The following is a 19,363-nucleotide window of genomic DNA, read 5'->3' on the forward strand; positions in this document are numbered from 1 at the left end:
GGGGCGTTAGAGAGGAGAAAAAGCTAAATTCCAGAAACAAAAAACCCCGGTCTTTCGACCAGGGTCTTTGCTATCGACTCGAAGTAAACCAGTGGCTTTCTTCGTAGCTTCAAGGCGTTCAGTGGGCCTCGAAGCAGATATGGCGCAGCGGACGGGACTCGAACCCGCGACCCCCGGCGTGACAGGCCGGTATTCTAACCGACTGAACTACCGCTGCGTATCGCTGTGGACTTGCGTCCAGGTAACTCGTTTGATCGAAAAGCTTCGGTGCTCTTCAATCGCGAACCAGATCGTAATCTGCTTCGTAAATATGGCGCAGCGGACGGGACTCGAACCCGCGACCCCCGGCGTGACAGGCCGGTATTCTAACCGACTGAACTACCGCTGCGCGTCGGTGGAGGCATTTCAGCCTACCTCTTGCTTTCGCAAGTTTCTCGGAAGTGGTGGGTGATGACGGGATCGAACCGCCGACATTCTGCTTGTAAGGCAGACGCTCTCCCAGCTGAGCTAATCACCCGTTTGCATCTCCGAGGCCGCGAAATTTACGCAGGTAGCGAACCTAAGTCAATAGCAGGATTGAAGTTTTTCTAAAAAAGACAAAATTCTTTCAACCGATACCGTGTCGACCGCTTTCGCGAGCAGGCTCGCTCCCACAGTGGATCGCATTTCCAATGTGGGAGCGAGCCTGCTCGCGAAGACGATGGCGCATTCAACATCAATGCCCGGCTCAACCTACTCGCTGTAGATCATCTTCTTGGTCATGCCGCCATCGACCACGAACTCCTGCCCCGTGACGAAGCCAGCATTCTTCGACAGCAGCCACGCCACCATCGCCGCCACGTCCTCGACCGTCCCTACCCTGCCCGCCGGATGCTGGGCATGGTCGGCATCGGTCAGCGGCTCGGCGCGACGCACGGAAGGGTCCCGCGCATCGATCCAGCCGGGACTGACCGCATTGACCCGGATCTCCGGGCCAAGGCTGATAGCCAGCGCGTGAGTCAAGGCCAGCAGACCGCCCTTGCTCGCGGCATAGGCCTCGGTGTCGGGTTCCGACTGCCCGGCGCGGGTCGAGGCCAGGTTGACGATCGCCCCGCTATGGGCCCGCAGGTAAGGCGCGCAGTGCTTGGCCAACAGCATCGGCCCACTGAGGTTCACCGCCAGCACCCGGTTCCAGTAGGCCAGGTCGAGGCTTTCCAGGGTGATGTTGTGCGGATCGGCAACCGCCGCATTGCACACCAGCGCATCCAGGCGCCCGAACTGTCCCAGCACCTCGGCAACACCCAGCGCCACCTGCCCTTCGTTCGAAACGTCCATGGCGATGAACCAGGCATTGTCGCCAAGCACCTTCGCCACCTTCGAACCACGCTCGCGATCGAGGTCCGTCAGCACCACTTGCCAGCCTTCGCTGATCAACCAGGCCGCAATACCCAGGCCAATGCCCCGCGCCGCACCGGTCACCAGTGCAACGCGGCCATTGGAACCCGGTGGCGTGGACAACTCGATCACAAGGCAGCCAACCCGCGCGCCAGGTCGGCTTGCAGGTCTGCCACGTCTTCCAGGCCGACCGCAATGCGGATCAGGCTGTCACGAATGCCCGCGGCCTCACGCTCCTGCGGCGCCAGGCGGCCGTGGGAGGTGGTGCTCGGGTGGGTGATGGTGGTCTTGCTGTCGCCCAGGTTGGCCGTGATCGAAATCAGGCGGGTCGCATCGATGAAGCGCCAGGCGCCCTCTTTGCCGCCCTTGACCTCGAAGCTCACTACCGCACCGAAGCCCTTCTGCTGACGCAGGGCCAGCTCGTGCTGTGGATGGCTCTTGAGGCCGGCGTAATGGACTTTCTCGATGCCGTCCTGCTGCTCCAGCCATTCGGCCAGTTGCTGGGCGTTGGCGCAATGGGCCTTCATCCGCAGGTTGAGGGTTTCCAGGCCCTTGAGGAAGATCCAAGCGTTGAACGGGCTCAAGGTCGGCCCAGCGGTGCGCAGGAAGCCGACCACTTCTTTCATCTGCTCGCTGCGCCCGGCCACGACACCCCCCATGCAACGGCCCTGGCCATCGATGAACTTGGTTGCCGAGTGCACGACGATGTCCGCGCCCATTTTCAGCGGCTGTTGCAGCGCCGGGGTGCAGAAGCAGTTGTCGACCACCAGCATCGCGCCCTTGGCGTGAGCGATTTTCGCCAGCTCGGTGATGTCCACCAGCTCGGCCAGCGGGTTGGACGGCGATTCGACGAACAGCAATTTGGTGTTGGCCTTGATCGCCGCATCCCAGCCGGACAGGTCCGCCAGGGGCACGTAGTCGACTTCGACGCCAAAACGCTTGAAGTACTTCTCGAACAGGCTGATGGTCGAGCCGAATACGCTACGCGACACCAGCACGTGATCGCCGGCACTGCACAGGCTCATCACCACCGCCATGATCGCGGCCATGCCGGTGGCGGTGGCCACGGCTTGCTCAGCGCTTTCCAGGGCGGCAATGCGCTCCTCGAAGGCGCGCACGGTGGGGTTGGTGTAGCGCGAGTAGACGTTACCCGGCACTTCCCCGGCAAAACGCGCAGCCGCGTCGGCGGCGGTGCGGAATACGTAGCTGGAAGTAAAGAACATCGGATCACCGTGTTCGCCTTCCGGCGTACGGTGCTGACCGGCACGTACGGCCAGGGTATCGAACGCTACGCCTTCGAGGTCGCTGTCCAACCGACCGGCATCCCAATCCTGACTCATGCTGTCACTCCTTTCCCTATTCTCGAAAATTAAAAGCCAGATACAAAACCGGCCCCTCAGGGCCGGTAGTTACTCAGTTGTTGTACAGATCGATGATCGCGCTGACTGCCTGGGTCTTGACCTTGGAGGCATCGTTACGCGCCTGCTCGATCTTGTTCAGGTAAGCCTCGTCGACGTCGCCGGTGACGTACTGGCCGTCAAACACCGCGCAATCGAACTTGTCGATCTTGATCTTGCCGCCACCGACCGCTTCGATCAAGTCAGGCAGGTCCTGATAGATCAGCCAGTCGGCACCGATCAGGTCCGCAACGTCCTGGGTCGAACGGTTGTGGGCGATCAGCTCGTGGGCGCTCGGCATGTCGATGCCGTAGACGTTCGGGAAACGCACGGCCGGGGCTGCGGAACAGAAATAAACGTTCTTGGCGCCCGCTTCGCGTGCCATCTGGATGATCTGCTTGCAGGTGGTGCCGCGCACGATGGAGTCGTCCACCAGCATCACGTTCTTGCCGCGGAATTCCAGTTCGATGGCGTTTAGCTTCTGGCGTACGGATTTTTTCCGTGCTGCCTGACCCGGCATGATGAAGGTCCGGCCGATGTAGCGGTTTTTCACGAAACCTTCGCGGAACTTCACGCCCAGGTGGTTCGCCAGCTCCAGGGCCGCGGTGCGGCTGGTGTCCGGGATCGGGATGACCACGTCGATGTCGTGATCCGGACGCTCGCGCAGGATCTTCTCGGCAAGCTTCTCGCCCATGCGCAGGCGGGCCTTGTACACCGACACGCCGTCGATGATCGAGTCCGGACGCGCCAGGTAGACGTGTTCGAAGATGCACGGGGTCAGGGACGGGTTGGTCGCGCACTGACGGGTGTGCAGCTTGCCGTCTTCAGTGATGTAGACCGCTTCGCCCGGAGCCAGGTCGCGAATCAGGGTGAAACCGAGCACGTCCAGGGACACGCTTTCGGAGGCGATCATGTACTCGACGCCTTCGTCGGTGTGACGCTGGCCGAACACGATCGGGCGGATGCCATGCGGGTCGCGAAAACCGACGATGCCGTAGCCGGTGATCATCGCTACGACCGCGTAGCCACCGACGCAACGGTTGTGCACGTCGGTGACGGCAGCGAATACGTCTTCTTCGGTCGGCTGCAGCTTGCCGCGCTGGGCCAGCTCGTGTGCGAACACGTTGAGCAGCACTTCCGAATCGGAGCTGGTGTTGACGTGGCGCAGGTCAGATTCGTAAATCTCCTTGGCCAGTTGTTCAACGTTGGTCAGGTTACCGTTGTGCGCCAGGGTGATGCCGTAAGGCGAGTTGACGTAAAACGGTTGAGCTTCGGCCGAAGTCGAGCTGCCCGCGGTCGGGTAGCGCACATGGCCAATGCCCATGTGGCCGACCAGGCGCTGCATGTGACGCTGCTGGAACACGTCACGCACCAGGCCGTTGTCCTTGCGCAGGAATAACCGGCCATCATGGCTGGTCACGATACCGGCAGCGTCCTGGCCGCGGTGCTGGAGGACGGTTAGCGCGTCATACAGCGCCTGATTGACGTTCGACTTACCGACGATACCGACGATGCCACACATGCGACGCAACCCCTACTTAATGGATCTGAACTGAACAACACTCACTGAGGCGTTTTGGCCATCGGCAAGAGCTGCTCCTTGAACGGAATATCAGCGGGTACGCTGATACCGCTGGCAAGCCACTGACTGCTCCACCCGAGAATCAGGTTTTTGGACCAGTCGGCGACCAATAAAAATTTTGGCACGAGTTGGGACTCTTTCCACCACCCGTCCTGTTGTACCGGCCCCAGGCTCAACAGCCCGACCGCCACGACCACCAGCAACACGCCACGCGCTGCGCCGAACGCCATGCCGAGGAATCGATCGGTCCCGGACAACCCGGTGACGCGAACCAACTCGCTGATAAGATAATTGACCATTGCGCCTACGATCAGCGTGGCGACAAACATGATGGCGCAGCCCGTGATCACACGAGCCGATGGGGTCTGGATGTATCCGGCGAGGTACTCGGACAATGAGCCACCGAACATCCAGGCAACAGCTCCTGCGATGATCCAGGTCACCAGCGACAGTGCTTCTTTAACGAAGCCGCGGCTCAGACTGATCAAAGCGGAGATGGCGACGATTGCAACGATCGCCCAGTCAACCCAGGTAAATGGCACAGTGCAGCCTACAGACGGATAAGGCGGCGCATTTTAGCAGAGCCCATGCTTATCGGTAAGCTGCGATTGTCAGTGCATTTCAAATCGAGGCGATAGATTTAGCCACGCTCTGGCTGAAAGCGCACGACAAACCCCTTGAGGTTCTGTTGGCGGTTCAACAGGTCACGCAGGCGATCGGCTTCTGCACGCTCGATCAGCGGCCCGACAAACACGCGATTCTTGCCATCGGCCGTACGGATGTAGGCATTGTAACCCTGGCTGCGCAGGGTTTTTTGCAGCTTTTCCGCGCTTTCGCGATTGGCCAGACTGGCCAGTTGCACCGACCAACTGACCGACAGGCCATTGGCGTCGACGCGGCTTTGGCTGGTATCGGGCTTGCCCGATGCGGCGGTGATCGGTTGCGACGGCGGCGTGGCGGGTTTGGCCGCCAGCGCCGGGACAGGGGCTGGCGCAGGGGGCGGCGTGACCGGCTTGGCGGCAGGTGCCGGTGCTGCAGGTGCAACCGGTGCAACCGGTGCTTCCTGCTGGGCGATTTCTTCGTCGCTCGGCACAGGCTCCTGTGGCAGGGCTTGCGGCTCAGGCACCACCACCGGCTCCACCTGCACTTGCGGCATCGCCGGTGCTTGCGGCGCGGCCGGGGCCTGGACCGTCACCTGACGCTGTTCATCCTGGCGGGAAAACAGCATTGGCAGGAAAATCACCGCCAGCGCTACCAGGACCAGGGCGCCGACCATCCGCTGTTTGTAAGCCTTATCCAGCAATGCCATTTGCCGCTTCCTCCGTGGAGCGCCGGGCCAGCCACTCAAGGGCCTCGGCAACACAATAGAATGATCCGAACAACAGAATCTCGTCGTCGCTCGTCGCCTGCGCACACTGCCCTTCCAGGGCGGCGGCCACGCTATCATAGGACGTCACCGAAGCACCGCGCTTGTCCAGCGCCTCGCGCAAGTCGACCACCGGTCGCGCCCGGGGCGAATCCAGAGGCGCGACAGCCCAGTGCTCGACACTAGCACTCAATTCGCCAATGACACCATCCAGATCCTTGTCTGCCAACAATCCGAATACCGCCAGACGCTTGCCGACCGGTGGACGGCTGGCCAGGCGGCGGGCCAGATACTCGGCGGCGTGGGGGTTGTGCCCCACATCCAGCAACAGATTGAGGCGCTTGCCCTGCCAGTCGACCTGCCGGCGATCGAGTCGACCGACGATCCGCGTCGCTTGCAGCGCCTGGACAATCTGCGCACTCACCCAAGGCAAACCGAGCAACAGATAGGCCTGCAGTGCCAAGGCGGCGTTTTCCATCGGCAGGTCGAGCGGCGGCAAATCGTGCAATTCGACCACTTGCCCCTTGGCATCGACCCCGCGCCATTGCCAATGCTGATCGGTCACACCCAGGTCGAAATCGCGTCCACGCAGGAAAAACGCGCAATTGAGCTCGCGCGCCTTGTCCAGCAGGGGCTGCGGGGGATTCAGGTCGCCGCAGAGCGCAGGCGCGCCCTGGCGGAAGATGCCGGCCTTCTCGAAGGCCACGGATTCGCGGGTATCACCCAGGTAATCCGCATGATCCACGCCAATGCTGGTGACCAGCGCCATGTCGGCGTCCACCACGTTGACCGTGTCCAGGCGCCCGCCCAGCCCCACTTCCAGGACCACGGCGTCGAGCCCGGACTGTTGAAACAGCCAGAACGCCGCCAGGGTCCCCATCTCGAAATAGGTCAGGGAAGTGTCGCCGCGACCGGCTTCGACCGCAGCGAAAGCCTGGCAAAGCTCGGCGTCAGTGGCTTCGACGCCATTGACCTGCACCCGCTCGTTGTAACGCAGCAGGTGCGGAGAACTGTAGACACCGACGCGCAGGCCCTGCGCTCGCAGCAATGAAGCCACGAATGCACAGGTAGAGCCTTTGCCATTGGTGCCGGTGACCGTGATCACCCGAGGCGCCGGCTTGCCCAGTCCCATGCGGGACGCTACCTGCTGCGAGCGCTCAAGGCCCATGTCGATGGCCGAAGGGTGCAACTGCTCAAGGTAGGCGAGCCACTCGCCAAGGGTGCGTTGGGTCATATGTTTGCAGGCACCGGTGGAACCACGACTGGCTCGATTGGCGCAGCGACGAATTTCGGCGTCGGCAGGCCCATCATTTGCGCCAGCAGGTTACCCAGGCGCGGGCGCAGCTCCTGACGGTGGATGATCATGTCGATCGCGCCGTGCTCCAGCAGGAACTCGCTGCGCTGGAAGCCCTCAGGCAGCTTTTCACGAACGGTTTGTTCGATTACGCGTGGACCGGCGAAGCCGATCAGGGCTTTTGGTTCGCCAACGATCACGTCGCCCAGCATCGCCAGGCTGGCGGAAACACCGCCGTAAACCGGGTCGGTCAGCACGGAAATGAACGGAATGCCTTCTTCACGCAGACGCGCCAGCACCGCGGAGGTCTTGGCCATTTGCATCAGCGAGATCAGGGCTTCCTGCATCCGCGCGCCACCGGAGGCGGAGAAGCAGATCATCGGGCAGCGTTTTTCCAGCGCGTAGTTGGCGGCGCGCACGAAGCGCTCACCGACGATGGCGCCCATCGAACCACCCATGAAGGAGAATTCGAACGCCGAAACCACCACGGGCATGCCCAGCAGGGTACCGCTCATCGAGATCAGCGCGTCTTTCTCGCCGGTCTGCTTCTGCGCTGCGGTCAGGCGATCCTTGTACTTCTTGCCGTCGCGGAATTTCAGGCGGTCAACCGGCTCCAGGTCAGCACCCAGTTCGGTACGACCTTCGGCATCGAGGAAAATGTCGATACGGGCGCGCGCGCCGATACGCATGTGGTGATTGCACTTGGGGCAAACGTCCAGGGTCTTTTCCAGCTCCGGACGATACAGCACAGCCTCGCAAGACGGGCATTTGTGCCAAAGACCTTCAGGCACCGAGCTCTTCTTGACCTCGGAACGCATGATCGAAGGGATCAGTTTGTCTACTAACCAGTTGCTCATGCTTTCTTTCTCCAGTACCGGCGGCCCGAACGCTCTGGTTCGCAGCCCCGCGTATGCCCTTGAGCTAAATTCATGTGTGCGGCGATGTTCGATGGGTGCCGGGTCAGTGCAGCGTGACCTGCGTACACCCCATCAATCCTCAGCCGTTTTGTACAGTGCAGTGGACGGCGGCAGTCTGCCAGCCGTCACATCAACGTGGGAGCTCCTGTGAGCTTCTGCGTACCGCGTCGATGAACGCCTGAATCTTTGCGTGATCCTTGATGCCCTTGCTCGCCTCTACCCCGCCGCTGACATCCACGGCATAAGGTCGAACCCGGGCCACCGCCTCGGCGACGTTTTCCGGGGTCAGGCCGCCCGCCAGGATAATCGGCTTGCTCAGGCCTTGCGGTATCAACGACCAGTCGAATGCCTGACCGGTTCCACCGGGAACGCCTTCGACATAGGCGTCGAGCAAAATACCGCTGGCACCGGGATAAGCGTCGCAGGCCGCCGCGATATCATCCCCCGCCTTGACCCGCAGGGCCTTGATGTACGGACGATGCCAGCCCTCGCAGTCCTCTGCCGTTTCATCGCCATGGAACTGCAGCAGGTCCAGCGGCACGGCGTCGAGGATTTCTCCCAGCTCGCAGCGGCTGGCGTTGACGAACAAGCCCACGGTGGTGACGAACGGCGGCAACGCCTTGATGATCGCGCGCGCTTGCTGGAACGTCACGCCCCGCGGGCTCTTGGCGTAGAACACAAAGCCGATGGCATCGGCCCCGGCCTCGACCGCCGCCAACGCATCTTCCATGCGGGTAATCCCGCAAATCTTGCTGCGAACGGCTGACATGTCGAGAAATCCTCACGGTAAATCCGGGAAAGTCCCGGATGGTAACAAAAGCGTTCGAAGGCGTCAGCCGTCAAGTTCGCTGAAACCGGTAAGGAAATGTGGGCCGATGTAACGCTCGGGCAACTGGAACTCGTCGCGGTACTCGACCTGCACCAGATACAGGCCGAACGGATGCGCCGTCACCCCGCCGGAACGGCGAATTCGGCTCTCCAGCACTTCCTTCATCCACTCCACCGGACGCTCGCCGGCACCGATGGTCATCAGCACGCCGGCAATGTTGCGCACCATGTGGTGCAGGAAGGCGCTGGCGCGGATATCCAGCACGATCATCTTGCCGTGGCGCGTGACGCGCAGGTGATGCAGCTCCTTGATCGGCGACTTGGCCTGGCACTGGCCGGCACGGAAAGCGCTGAAATCGTGGGTACCCACCAGGTACCGGGCCGCCTCGGCCATGCGCTCGACGTCCAGCGGACGATGGTTCCAGGTGATTTCTTCGTTCAGGTGCGCCGGTCGGATCTGGTCGTTGTAGATCACGTAGCGATAGCGCCGGGCAATGGCCTTGAACCGGGCATGAAAGTGCGCCGGCATGACCTTGGCCCAACTGACGCTGACATCGTGCGGCAAATTGATATTGGCGCCCATGACCCAGGCCTTCATCGAACGCTCTACTTGCGTGTCGAAGTGCACCACCTGGCCACACGCATGCACGCCGGCATCGGTACGCCCGGCGCACAGCAGCGAAACGGGAGAGTCGGCCACCTTGGACAAGGCGTTTTCGAGGGTTTCCTGCACCGTGAGCACGCCAGAGGCCTGTCGCTGCCAGCCACGGTAACGCGAGCCCTTGTATTCAACGCCCAACGCGATCCGGAAAAAGCCATCGGCCGCCATTTCGGCGGCCGGGTTATCTATGTTTGCCAAGGAGTGACAGCCTGCTGATGTACGCAAAGGGGGGCATTATAAGGCTGTCGAGCAGGGACGCCAGTACAACAGAGGGTCCTGTGGTGAATGGGATGCCGCTATCGCGAGCAGGCTCACTCCTACAGTGGACCGCGTTTCTTCAGGCAAAACGCCTTCCCCTGTAGGAGCGAGCCTGCTCGCGATAGCGGCAGCACAGACAGCATCACATCGCCCGCAAACAAAAACGGCAGCCCCAATGGGCTGCCGCTTTGTCTACAAACGGTCAATCACTCAAGCCAGGCGCGCGAGCATCTCCTTGGCTTCGCTCTTCTGGCCGTCGTCGCCTTCAGTCACCACCTCGTTGAGGATGTCACGGGCACCGTCATTGTCGCCCATGTCGATGTAGGCCTGGGCCAGATCCAGCTTGGTGGCGACTTCGTCGGTACCAGCCAGGAAATCGAATTCCGGCTCGTCATCCACGGTTGCCAGGGCGTCATCGACCGTGAAACTTGGCTCACTGATGCTTTGGGACAGGTTCTCCAGCTCGGCGCTGATGTCATCCAGCTCAGGGGTCAATGCCTGCGCAGGCGCCGGAACGTCCATTTCATCAGCCAGGGACAAATCGAAATCAGCCGGCAGGTCCAGATCGTCCAGGGTCACTTGCGGCACGTCCGGCGCTGGCGCGGCCGGCTGGTCCTTGACGTCTTCATCCAGGCTCAGCAGGAAATCGTCCTCGGCCAGGATCGCCGGCGTTGGCTCGCCACCAAGGTCCATGTCCAAGTCGAACTCCGACAGGTCATCGAGGTTTTCCTTGATTTCAGTCTGCTGCTGCAGGACCGACTCGAAACTCAGGTCATCGTCCAGCGGGAAATCTTCCAGATCGGCCAGGGTTGTTTCCGGCTCCGGCGCTGGTTCTGGTGCTGGCTCCGGCGCAACCGTTACCGGCGTGACGTTTTCCAGGTCATCCAGGCTCAGGTCGAACGCGCTGTCAAAGTCGTCATCGACCGCAGCCGGCGCTTGCGGCTCGTCGAGCAACAGGTCCTTGACGTACTGTGCGTCCAGCTCGGCGGCGACGGCCGCAGCGGCAATACCGCCAGCAGCGACCAGCGCCATGGCCGGGAAACGGCTCTTGAGCTTTTCGACCTGGGCATAGTTGTCGCCGTTGGCTACCAACTGGCGTTCCTGGACCACGAACGCGTCGCGATCGCCCTGCAAACCGTAGACTTCCATCAGCTTGAGGCGCAAATCGCTGCGCTGCGGCTCTTGTTTGACGCCTGCCTCCAGCAACGTGACCGCCTGATTCAGGCGACCACCGTCGATGTGCAACTGCGCGCGGTCCAGCACATCGTCGGAATGCTCGGCGGCGGGCGACACCAGCGGCGCGGCAATCGGCGGCGTGACCACGACCGGGGCGATCACCGGGGCGGGTGCTGGAGCTGGAGCTGGAGCTGGTTCTGGAGCCGGTGCAGTGGCAAGTTTCGGGCTCGGCGGCTCAACCTCTTCCAGGTCGTCGAAGATGCCTTTAGACAGGTCAAGCTCGGAGGAAAACTCCTGCTCTTCGGCCAGGGCGCGAGCCATGCGCAGATGTTTCTCGGCTTCCTGCTGGGCTTTGCGGCGACGGGCCAGCAACAGCAGCAACAGCAGCGCTACCACTGCCCCGCCACCCGCCAGGCCCAGCAGCCACGGATTGGTCAGCAATTCATTGAATTTATGCTCGTCCGAGGCTGCAGGCGTCGGTTCGACCGGCGTTTCTGCCGGGGCCGGAGCAGGAGTCGCTTCTGGCGCCGCTTCAGCCGGGGCAGGCGCCGGCGCCGCTGCTTCGGCCGGAGTTGGAACAGGCGCTTCGGCAGGGGTTGCCGCAGGATCGGCGGGCAGCTCAGCCGGGATCGCCGCAGCGGTCGCCGTTGCCGCCGGCGTTCCCGCCGCACCTTCGGCCTGCAATTTGGCCAGTTGGTTGTTCTTCAGCTCAATGAGGCGTTGCAGCTTGTCCATCTGACTTTGCAGATCGGTCATGCGGCTTTTCAGTTCAGCGCTGTCACGGCGCTTGGTATCGAGGCTTTCCTGGGTTACCGCCAGCTGGTTGTTCAAGGCCTTGGCATCGCCTGCGGCGCCCTTGCCCCTGGCCTTGCCGGATTCGGCGGAAACCAGGCTCAGCTTGTCCTGGCCAGCTTGCGTGGAAACGGTTTCACCGCGACCGCGATTGGTCGCATCGAGCTGCTGCTGGCCTGCACCCGGCTTGGCGACATAACGACGCCCCTGACGCCAGGCGGTGTTTTGCGCAGCCACTTCGGCGATGGCCTTCGATTGCGGCAGGCTCGTGCTTTGGGCCTGATCCGGCAGGCGCAACACCTGACCGGTCTTGAGCCGGTTGATGTTGCCATCGATGAAGGCATCCGGGTTCAGCGCCTGGATGGCCAGCATGGTTTGTTGAATCGAACCGCCATTACGCGCCTTCGCGGCGATTTCCCACAGGGTATCGCGCCGCGTGGTGGTGTATTCGGACGGCTGGGTCGCGCCGGTGACGGGCGTAGTACCGGTTTGAACAGGTGCAGGTTGCGCGGCCGCCTCAGCGGTCTGCGGCGAGAATTTGGACGGATCGAGCAGCACGCTGTAATCGCGCAACAGACGACCGTTGGGCCACATCACCTGAACCAGGAATTTCACCATCGGCTCGGTCAGGGGCTTGCTGGAGGTCACGCGCAGGATGCTTTTACCGCTGGCATTGAGCACCGGGGTAAAGGTCAGGTCGTTGAGAAACGCCTGGCGGTCGACACCGGCCTTGGCGAAATCTTCAGGAGAAGCCAGGCTGGGCACCACTTCGGCAGCGGTGAGTTCCTTGACGTCGAGCAACTCGATTTCGGCCACCAGCGGCTGGTTCAGCGTCGACTTCAGGGTCAGTTCCCCGAGCCCGAGGGCATGCGCCATACCGGAGGACAGCGCCGAGGCGGCCGCTATTGCTAACACCAGTTTGCGAACTTGAACCATAGCTTATCCTTAGTTTTCACATTCCTCGGCCAGCGAGGCAGATAGCCGCTGCCGTAAGGCATTGCGCGCGGGCGAAGGTCGCCGCGCGCGATCGTTTCATGCATGCCCTGCAAAGTCCTTCAGGGCGGCTCGCCTTCGACATTACGGCCAAGCATGACGCTCGTTTGGAAGTATCTTTTACAGCAGGTCTTTTATCAACAATTCGGCCACCTGCACAGCATTGAGCGCCGCGCCTTTGCGTACGTTATCTGACGTCAGCCACACATTAAGTTCCGACGGTTCGTCGATCCCCAGGCGCACCCGACCAACGTAGACCACATCCTGCCCTACCGCATCACCGACCGCTGTCGGGTAATCGCCGGCTTCCACCAGCTCGATGCCGGGCGCGTCTTCGAGCGCGGCGTTGACCTTTGCCAGGTCGATGTCGCTCGCGCACTGCAGGGTCACGCTATAGCTATCGCCAAAAAACACCGGGGCTTGAATGCAAGTGACGGAAATCTTCAAAGCAGGCAACGCCATGACCTGACGCAGTTCGCGCACCAGACGCTTTTCCAGCAGGGTATGGCCCTGCTCATCCGGCTTGCCGACCTGAGCCAGCAGGTTGAAGGCCATCTGCCGGTCAAAGAAGGTCGGCTCCAGTGGGCGCACATTCAGCAGTTCGGCGGTTTGCCGGGCCAGCTCGGTCACGGCTTCGCGGCCCTGTGCAGAAACCGCCAGGCTGGCGGTCAGGTTGATGCGTTGCAAATCGAGCAGCCCCAGCAGGGGTGCGAGCAACACCGCCAAGGTGGTGGCCGCCGGGCTCGGGCTGCTGACCTGGAATGGCTTTTTCAGGCCGGCCAGCACTTGCGCATTCGCCTCCGGGACAACCTGTGGCGCCTGGTCGGCCGGCAAGGCGCCGGACAGATCGATGACCGAGCAACCGGCCGCCGTGGCGCGTGCGGCGAAACTCAAGGTGGCTGCCGGGCCCGCGGCGAAGAACACCAGCTGGACCTTGCTGAAATCGAACTCATCGGCTTCGCGCACACGCACGTTCTTGCCGCGGTACGGCACCGAACTGCCGGCGGATTCGCTGCTGGCCAGCAGATGCAGGCTGCCGATCGGAAAATCACGCTCTTCAAGGATCTGCACCAGCGTTTCGCCGACAGTACCGGTGGCGCCGATCACGGCAATATCAATGGTCTGGCTCATGGTTTTACCTCTGGCGAAACGGGGGGAGCGGCACTTTACCGGGTGGGGGGCATGCAGGCAATTCTGTGGCACCCAAGCTGGCCTCATCGCTGGCAAGCCAGCTCCCACAGAGATCGTTGTCGAACCTTATTTTGTGTGCACCACTGTAACCTGTGGGAGCTGGCTTGCCAGCGATGAGGCCAGACCAGACCAACCGAGAAACCTCAGGCATAAAAAAACCCGCGTCTCTTTCAAGGCGCGGGCTCTTTCATAGCTTCAGTCGATCAACGCTCGAGCAGGATCCGCAGCATGCGACGCAGCGGCTCGGCCGCGCCCCACAGCAGTTGGTCGCCGACGGTGAACGCGCCGACGAACTGCGAGCCCATGTTCAGCTTGCGCAGACGGCCAACCGGGATGTTCAGGGTGCCGGTGACCTTGGTCGGGCTCAGCTCCTGCATGCTGATGTCACGGTTGTTCGGCACCAGTTTGACCCAAGGGTTGTGCTGGCTGATCAACCCTTCGATGTCGGCGATCGGCACGTCCTTGTTCAGCTTGATGGTCAGCGCCTGGCTGTGGCAGCGCATGGCGCCGATACGCACGCAGATGCCATCCACCGGGATCGGGCTCTTGAAGCGACCGAGGATCTTGTTGGTCTCGGCCTGGGCCTTCCACTCTTCACGGCTTTGACCGTTCGGCAGTTCCTTGTCGATCCACGGGATCAGGCTGCCGGCCAGCGGTACGCCGAAGTTTTCGGTCGGGTACGCGTCGCTGCGCATGGCTTCGGCCACACGACGGTCGATGTCGAGGATCGCGCTGGCCGGGTCGGCCAGTTGATCGGCAACAGCGCCGTGGGTTACGCCCATCTGCTTGATCAGCTCACGCATGTGCTGCGCGCCGCCACCCGATGCCGCCTGATAAGTCATGGCGCTCATCCACTCCACCAGGCCAGCCTCGAACAGGCCACCCAGGCCCATCAGCATCAGGCTGACGGTGCAGTTACCGCCGATGTAGTTCTTGGTACCGGCATCCAGCTGCTGGTCGATGACCTTGCGGTTGACCGGGTCCAGCACGATGACCGCGTCATCCTGCATGCGCAGGCTCGAAGCCGCATCGATCCAGTAACCCTGCCAGCCGGCTTCGCGCAGTTTCGGGAAGACTTCGCTGGTGTAGTCGCCACCCTGGCAGGTCAGGATCACGTCGAGGGTCTTCAGCTCTTCAATGCTGTAAGCGTCCTTGAGCGGAGCAATGTCCTTGCCCACGGACGGGCCTTGGCCACCGACATTGGAAGTGGTGAAAAACACCGGCTCGATAAGATCGAAATCCTGCTCTTCCAGCATCCGCTGCATGAGCACGGAACCGACCATACCGCGCCAACCGATCAGACCTACACGTTTCATCGCAACTACACCTTCTTGAAAAGTGGGCCGCTGCCTTTGGGGGTAAAAGTGGCAGCGGGCCCGAGAGATTACAGATTCCGCAGCGCGGCGACTACTGCGTCGCCCATTTCCTGCGTACCGACTTTAGTGCAACCGTTCGACCAGATGTCACCGGTGCGCAAGCCCTGGTCCAACACCAGGCTAACGGCTTTTTCGATGGCATCGGCGGCGGCCTGCTGGTTGAAGCTGTAACGCAGCATCATCGAAACCGACAAAATGGTCGCCAACGGGTTGGCGATGCCTTTGCCCGCGATGTCCGGTGCCGAACCGTGGCACGGCTCGTACATGCCTTTGTTGTTGGTGTCCAGGGACGCCGACGGCAGCATGCCGATGGAACCGGTGAGCATCGACGCCTGGTCGGACAGGATATCGCCGAACATGTTGTCGGTGACGATCACGTCGAACTGCTTCGGTGCCCGCACCAGTTGCATGGCGGCGTTGTCGACGTACATGTGGCTCAGTTCGACCTGTGGGTAGTCCTTGGCCACTTCCTCGACGATTTCACGCCACAGCTGGCTGGAGGCCAGTACGTTGGCCTTGTCCACCGAGCACAGCTTTTTGCCGCGAACCATGGCCATGTCGAAACCGACACGGGCGATGCGGCGGATTTCGCTTTCGCTGTACGGCAGGGTGTCGTAGGACTGACGCTCGCCGTTTTCCAGGGTACGGGTACCGCGTGGCGCGCCGAAGTAGATACCGCCGGTCAGCTCGCGGACGATCAGGATGTCCAGCCCGGCAACGATTTCCGGCTTCAGGCTGGAGGCCTCGGCCAGTTGCGGGTACAGGATCGCCGGACGCAGGTTGCCGAACAGGCCCAGTTGCGCACGGATTTTCAGCAGGCCGCGCTCAGGGCGGATGTCACGCTCGATGGTGTCCCATTTCGGGCCGCCCACCGCGCCCAACAGCACGGCATCGGCGGCGCGGGCACGTTCCAGGGTTTCATCGGCCAAAGGTACGCCGTGCTTGTCGATGGCCGCGCCACCGATCACGTCGTGGCTCAGCTCGAAGCCCAAAGCGAACTTGTCACTGGCCAACTCCAGCACCTTGACCGCTTCGGCCATGATTTCCGGGCCAATACCGTCACCTGGGAGAATCAGAATCTGCTTGCTCATGCGTTCCTCATGTCATCAGTCGGTGCGCCTGGGGCGCTCCCGGAAAAAGTCTGTTAATCGCTTATCTTTCAGCCATCAGTACCAGCACATCGGTACTGAACGAACCATCGGCCTCAATCTCGAAATATTCGCGCACTTCGTTGCCCATCGACTGCTGCAACTCGCGGATCGCCGCGCGCATCACCTGTGGTGTGCGCATGCGCTCGACCCAGGCGTTGTACTCCAGACGCAGCCGTTGGCGATTGGTGCTGCGGGTATGCAGCCCTGCCTCACTGACCTGGCGCAGCCACTCACCGGCGCTATAGTCGCGCACATGGCTGGTGTCGCGCAGCACTTCGACGCTCTGCAGGTAAGTGTCGAACAACGGGCTGCCCGGTGACAACACGTCGATGAATACCGCGACACCGCCTGGTTTCAATACTCGCCGCACTTCCCGCAGGGCCAAGCCGAGATCGCTCCAATGGTGCGCCGAATAACGGCTGAACACGAAGTCGAACTCGCCATCGGCGAACGGCAGGTGCTCGGCGGCGCCGTTGACCGTAGAAATATTGCCCAGGCCCCGATCAACGGCTGCGGCGGCGACCACGTCGAGCATCTGCTGCGACAGGTCGTAGGCCACCACTTCCTTGACCAGCGAAGCCACCTGAAAACTCACGTGACCGGCGCCGCAACCCAGGTCCAGGACACGGGCCTCGCCCTGCCCCGCCAGTTCGGCCTGCAACAGCGCGAATTCGGTGCCTTGAGCGTGAACGGCGCTGCTCAGGTAGGCCGCGGCCTGTTCACCGAATTGCTTCTGGACTACCTGGCTGTGCTGGGCGGCGCTGGTCATCGGGACTTCCTTTTTGGGGTGAGTCTTGTGGTGTTTGTTCGGGCCTCATCGCGAGCAGGCTCGCTCCTACAGGGGTTCGCATTTCAAATGTAGGAGTGAGCCTGCTCGCGATGGCGTCATGACGGCTTTCGCATACTTACGCGTCGCGGAACAACCACGGCTGGCTCGCCCGGTGTTTGGCCTCGAACGCCGCAATCGCATCACCGTCCTGCAAGGTCAGGCCGATATCGTCCAGGCCATTGAGCAGGCAGTGCTTGCGGAACGCATCGATCTCAAAGCTCAAGACCTTGCCGTCCGGACGGGTCACGGTTTGCGCCTGCAGATCGATCTGCAACTGGTAGCCCGGATTGGCCTCGACCTGCTGGAACAGCTCGTCGACTTCAGCGTCGCTCAGGATGATCGGCAGCAAGCCGTTCTTGAAGCTGTTGTTGAAGAAGATGTCGGCATAGCTCGGCGCGATGATGCTGCGGAAACCGTACTCTTCCAGGGCCCATGGCGCGTGCTCACGGCTGGAGCCGCAACCGAAGTTCTCGCGGGCCAGCAACACGCTGGCGCCTTGGTAACGCTCGGCATTGAGCACGAAGTCCTTGTTCAATGGGCGCTTGGAGTTGTCCTGATACGGCTGACCCACGTCCAGGTAACGCCATTCGTCGAACAGGTTCGGGCCGAAACCGGTGCGCTTGATCGACTTCAAGAACTGCTTCGGGATGATCTGGTCGGTGTCGACGTTGGCACGATCCAGAGGCGCGACAAGTCCAGTGTGCTGGGTGAAAGCTTTCATGCTGCGCTCCTTTAGATCAATTCACGGACGTCGACGAAACGACCGTTCACAGCGGCGGCGGCGGCCATGGCCGGGCTGACCAGGTGGGTACGACCACCGGCGCCCTGACGGCCTTCGAAGTTGCGGTTGGAGGTGGAAGCGCAATGCTCGCCCGACTCCAAACGGTCCGGGTTCATCGCCAGGCACATCGAGCAACCCGGCTCGCGCCATTCGAAACCAGCTTCGAGGAAAATCTTGTCCAGGCCTTCGGATTCAGCCTGGGCCTTTACCAGGCCCGAACCCGGCACCACGATGGCCTGCTTGATGGTCGATGCCACTTTGCGGCCCTTGGCGATCACTGCCGCTGCGCGCAGGTCTTCGATCCGCGAGTTGGTGCAGGAGCCGATGAACACGCGGTCCAGCTGAATGTCGGTGATCGCCTGATTGGCGGTCAAACCCATGTATTTCAGGGCGCGTTCGATGGAACCGCGCTTGACCAGGTCCATTTCCTTCGCAGGGTCCGGAACGTTCTGATCCACAGCCAAAACCATCTCGGGCGAAGTGCCCCAGCTGACTTGCGGCTTGATCTGGGTCGCGTCGAGCTCAACGATGGTGTCGAACTTCGCATCGGCGTCGGACACCAGGTCTTTCCAGGCTTCGACGGCCAAATCCCATTCCGCGCCTTTCGGGGCGAATGGACGGCCCTTCACGTAAGCCACGGTTTTTTCATCCGCTGCCACCAGGCCAACACGGGCACCGGCCTCGATGGCCATGTTGCAGATGGTCATGCGGCCTTCGACGGACAGGTCGCGAATCGCGCTGCCAGCGAACTCGATGGCGTGACCATTACCACCGGCGGTACCGATCTTGCCGATCACGGCGAGAACGATGTCCTTGGCGGTCACGCCGAACGGCAATTGGCCTTCGACGCGCACCAGCATGTTCTTCATTTTCTTGGCGACCAGGCACTGGGTGGCGAGCACGTGCTCGACCTCGGAAGTGCCGATACCGTGGGCCAGGGCACCAAAAGCGCCGTGGGTCGAGGTATGGGAGTCGCCGCAGACCACGGTCATGCCCGGCAAGGTTGCACCCTGCTCCGGGCCGATGACGTGGACGATGCCTTGGCGGACGTCATTCATCTTGAATTCGACGATGCCGTATTCGTCGCAGTTATCGTCGAGGGTCTGGACCTGCAAACGCGAGACCTGGTCGGCAATGGCTGCGATGCCGCCCTTGCGCTCAGGGGTAGTCGGTACGTTGTGGTCCGGGGTCGCGATGTTGGCATCGATACGCCATGGCTTGCGCCCGGCCAGACGCAGGCCTTCGAAGGCTTGCGGCGAGGTCACTTCGTGGATGATGTGACGATCGATGTAGATCAGCGCAGAGCCATCGTCGCGCTGCTTGACCAAATGCGAATCCCAGAGCTTGTCGTAGAGCGTTTTGCCGGCCATCAGACGGTTTCCTCATCAGCTTGTTTC

16 protein-coding genes and 3 tRNA genes are annotated in these 19,363 nt (G+C 61.8%); all 19 read right to left on the reverse strand.

Translation table 11 applies throughout. From position 1 onward, the window contains the following. Positions 1-140: 140 nt before the first annotated feature. Positions 141-217: transfer RNA gene (locus tag OH720_RS22580), tRNA-Asp, on the reverse strand. A gap of 94 nt (positions 218-311) precedes the next feature. After that, positions 312-388, reverse strand: a tRNA-Asp gene (locus OH720_RS22585). 53 nt (positions 389-441) lie between these two features. Next, positions 442-517: transfer RNA gene (locus tag OH720_RS22590), tRNA-Val, on the reverse strand. Between the two features lie 215 nt (positions 518-732). Continuing rightward, on the reverse strand, positions 733-1,506 hold the full coding sequence (locus OH720_RS22595; RefSeq protein ID WP_272602968.1) for an SDR family oxidoreductase: 774 nt from the start codon (positions 1,504-1,506) through the stop codon (positions 733-735). Beyond that, the gene (locus OH720_RS22600; RefSeq protein WP_272602969.1) at positions 1,503-2,714 is read right to left on the reverse strand and encodes an O-succinylhomoserine sulfhydrylase; all 1,212 of its coding nucleotides are present in this window, start codon (positions 2,712-2,714) and stop codon (positions 1,503-1,505) included. Before OH720_RS22600 ends, OH720_RS22595 begins: the two co-directional genes overlap by 4 nt. 73 nt (positions 2,715-2,787) lie before the next feature. Further along, the gene (purF, locus tag OH720_RS22605) at positions 2,788-4,293 is read right to left on the reverse strand and encodes an amidophosphoribosyltransferase (RefSeq protein WP_008056375.1); all 1,506 of its coding nucleotides are present in this window, start codon (positions 4,291-4,293) and stop codon (positions 2,788-2,790) included. A 41-nt stretch (positions 4,294-4,334) separates the two neighbouring features. Continuing rightward, a complete protein-coding gene (locus OH720_RS22610; RefSeq protein ID WP_272602970.1) occupies positions 4,335-4,895 on the reverse strand; it encodes a CvpA family protein in 561 nt (186 codons plus the stop codon). A 98-nt stretch (positions 4,896-4,993) separates the two neighbouring features. After that, complete coding sequence (locus OH720_RS22615) at positions 4,994-5,662, reverse strand: SPOR domain-containing protein (protein WP_272602971.1); 669 nt, start codon at positions 5,660-5,662, stop codon at positions 4,994-4,996. Next, positions 5,646-6,953 (reverse strand): bifunctional tetrahydrofolate synthase/dihydrofolate synthase, encoded by a 1,308-nt coding sequence (gene folC / locus OH720_RS22620; RefSeq protein WP_272602972.1) that lies wholly within the window; start codon positions 6,951-6,953, stop codon positions 5,646-5,648. Before folC ends, OH720_RS22615 begins: the two co-directional genes overlap by 17 nt. Further along, complete coding sequence (gene accD, locus OH720_RS22625; protein WP_272602973.1) at positions 6,950-7,870, reverse strand: acetyl-CoA carboxylase, carboxyltransferase subunit beta; 921 nt, start codon at positions 7,868-7,870, stop codon at positions 6,950-6,952. The genes folC and accD overlap by 4 nt, the downstream gene beginning before the upstream one ends. Positions 7,871-8,060: 190 nt before the next feature. Next, entirely contained in the window at positions 8,061-8,699 is a 639-nt protein-coding gene (locus OH720_RS22630; RefSeq protein ID WP_272602974.1) for a phosphoribosylanthranilate isomerase, read from the reverse strand. 63 nt (positions 8,700-8,762) lie between these two features. Next, a complete protein-coding gene (gene truA / locus OH720_RS22635; RefSeq protein WP_033039317.1) occupies positions 8,763-9,587 on the reverse strand; it encodes a tRNA pseudouridine(38-40) synthase TruA in 825 nt (274 codons plus the stop codon). A gap of 300 nt (positions 9,588-9,887) precedes the next feature. Next, positions 9,888-12,581, reverse strand: a complete 2,694-nt coding sequence (locus OH720_RS22640) for a FimV/HubP family polar landmark protein (RefSeq protein ID WP_272602975.1) — start codon at positions 12,579-12,581, stop codon at positions 9,888-9,890. A gap of 177 nt (positions 12,582-12,758) precedes the next feature. Next, positions 12,759-13,769, reverse strand: a complete 1,011-nt coding sequence (locus tag OH720_RS22645; RefSeq protein ID WP_272602976.1) for an aspartate-semialdehyde dehydrogenase — start codon at positions 13,767-13,769, stop codon at positions 12,759-12,761. A gap of 263 nt (positions 13,770-14,032) precedes the next feature. Next, the gene (gene asd, locus OH720_RS22650) at positions 14,033-15,145 is read right to left on the reverse strand and encodes an aspartate-semialdehyde dehydrogenase (protein WP_008056364.1); all 1,113 of its coding nucleotides are present in this window, start codon (positions 15,143-15,145) and stop codon (positions 14,033-14,035) included. 68 nt (positions 15,146-15,213) lie between these two features. Next, a complete protein-coding gene (gene leuB, locus OH720_RS22655; RefSeq protein ID WP_008056363.1) occupies positions 15,214-16,296 on the reverse strand; it encodes a 3-isopropylmalate dehydrogenase in 1,083 nt (360 codons plus the stop codon). Between the two features lie 61 nt (positions 16,297-16,357). Next, entirely contained in the window at positions 16,358-17,125 is a 768-nt protein-coding gene (locus OH720_RS22660; RefSeq protein ID WP_272602977.1) for a class I SAM-dependent methyltransferase, read from the reverse strand. A 136-nt stretch (positions 17,126-17,261) separates the two neighbouring features. Next, complete coding sequence (leuD, locus tag OH720_RS22665) at positions 17,262-17,906, reverse strand: 3-isopropylmalate dehydratase small subunit (RefSeq protein ID WP_008056361.1); 645 nt, start codon at positions 17,904-17,906, stop codon at positions 17,262-17,264. Positions 17,907-17,917: 11 nt separating this feature from the next. Next, positions 17,918-19,336, reverse strand: a complete 1,419-nt coding sequence (gene leuC / locus OH720_RS22670) for a 3-isopropylmalate dehydratase large subunit (protein ID WP_180203509.1) — start codon at positions 19,334-19,336, stop codon at positions 17,918-17,920. Between the last annotated feature and the right edge of the window lie 27 nt (positions 19,337-19,363).

This window comes from Pseudomonas sp. WJP1 (assembly GCF_028471945.1).
Lineage (GTDB): Bacteria > Pseudomonadota > Gammaproteobacteria > Pseudomonadales > Pseudomonadaceae > Aquipseudomonas.

Coding starts and splice junctions, on each gene's coding strand:
- OH720_RS22600 (WP_272602969.1), bottom strand. CDS start 2,714: ATGAGTCAGGATTGGGATGCCGGTCGGTTGGACAGCGACCTCGAAGGC.
- purF (WP_008056375.1), bottom strand. CDS start 4,293: ATGTGTGGCATCGTCGGTATCGTCGGTAAGTCGAACGTCAATCAGGCG.
- OH720_RS22615 (WP_272602971.1), bottom strand. CDS start 5,662: ATGGCATTGCTGGATAAGGCTTACAAACAGCGGATGGTCGGCGCCCTG.
- folC (WP_272602972.1), bottom strand. CDS start 6,953: ATGACCCAACGCACCCTTGGCGAGTGGCTCGCCTACCTTGAGCAGTTG.
- accD (WP_272602973.1), bottom strand. CDS start 7,870: ATGAGCAACTGGTTAGTAGACAAACTGATCCCTTCGATCATGCGTTCC.
- OH720_RS22630 (WP_272602974.1), bottom strand. CDS start 8,699: ATGTCAGCCGTTCGCAGCAAGATTTGCGGGATTACCCGCATGGAAGAT.
- truA (WP_033039317.1), bottom strand. CDS start 9,587: ATGGCGGCCGATGGCTTTTTCCGGATCGCGTTGGGCGTTGAATACAAG.
- OH720_RS22640 (WP_272602975.1), bottom strand. CDS start 12,581: ATGGTTCAAGTTCGCAAACTGGTGTTAGCAATAGCGGCCGCCTCGGCG.
- OH720_RS22645 (WP_272602976.1), bottom strand. CDS start 13,769: ATGAGCCAGACCATTGATATTGCCGTGATCGGCGCCACCGGTACTGTC.
- asd (WP_008056364.1), bottom strand. CDS start 15,145: ATGAAACGTGTAGGTCTGATCGGTTGGCGCGGTATGGTCGGTTCCGTG.
- leuB (WP_008056363.1), bottom strand. CDS start 16,296: ATGAGCAAGCAGATTCTGATTCTCCCAGGTGACGGTATTGGCCCGGAA.
- OH720_RS22660 (WP_272602977.1), bottom strand. CDS start 17,125: ATGACCAGCGCCGCCCAGCACAGCCAGGTAGTCCAGAAGCAATTCGGT.
- leuD (WP_008056361.1), bottom strand. CDS start 17,906: ATGAAAGCTTTCACCCAGCACACTGGACTTGTCGCGCCTCTGGATCGT.
- leuC (WP_180203509.1), bottom strand. CDS start 19,336: ATGGCCGGCAAAACGCTCTACGACAAGCTCTGGGATTCGCATTTGGTC.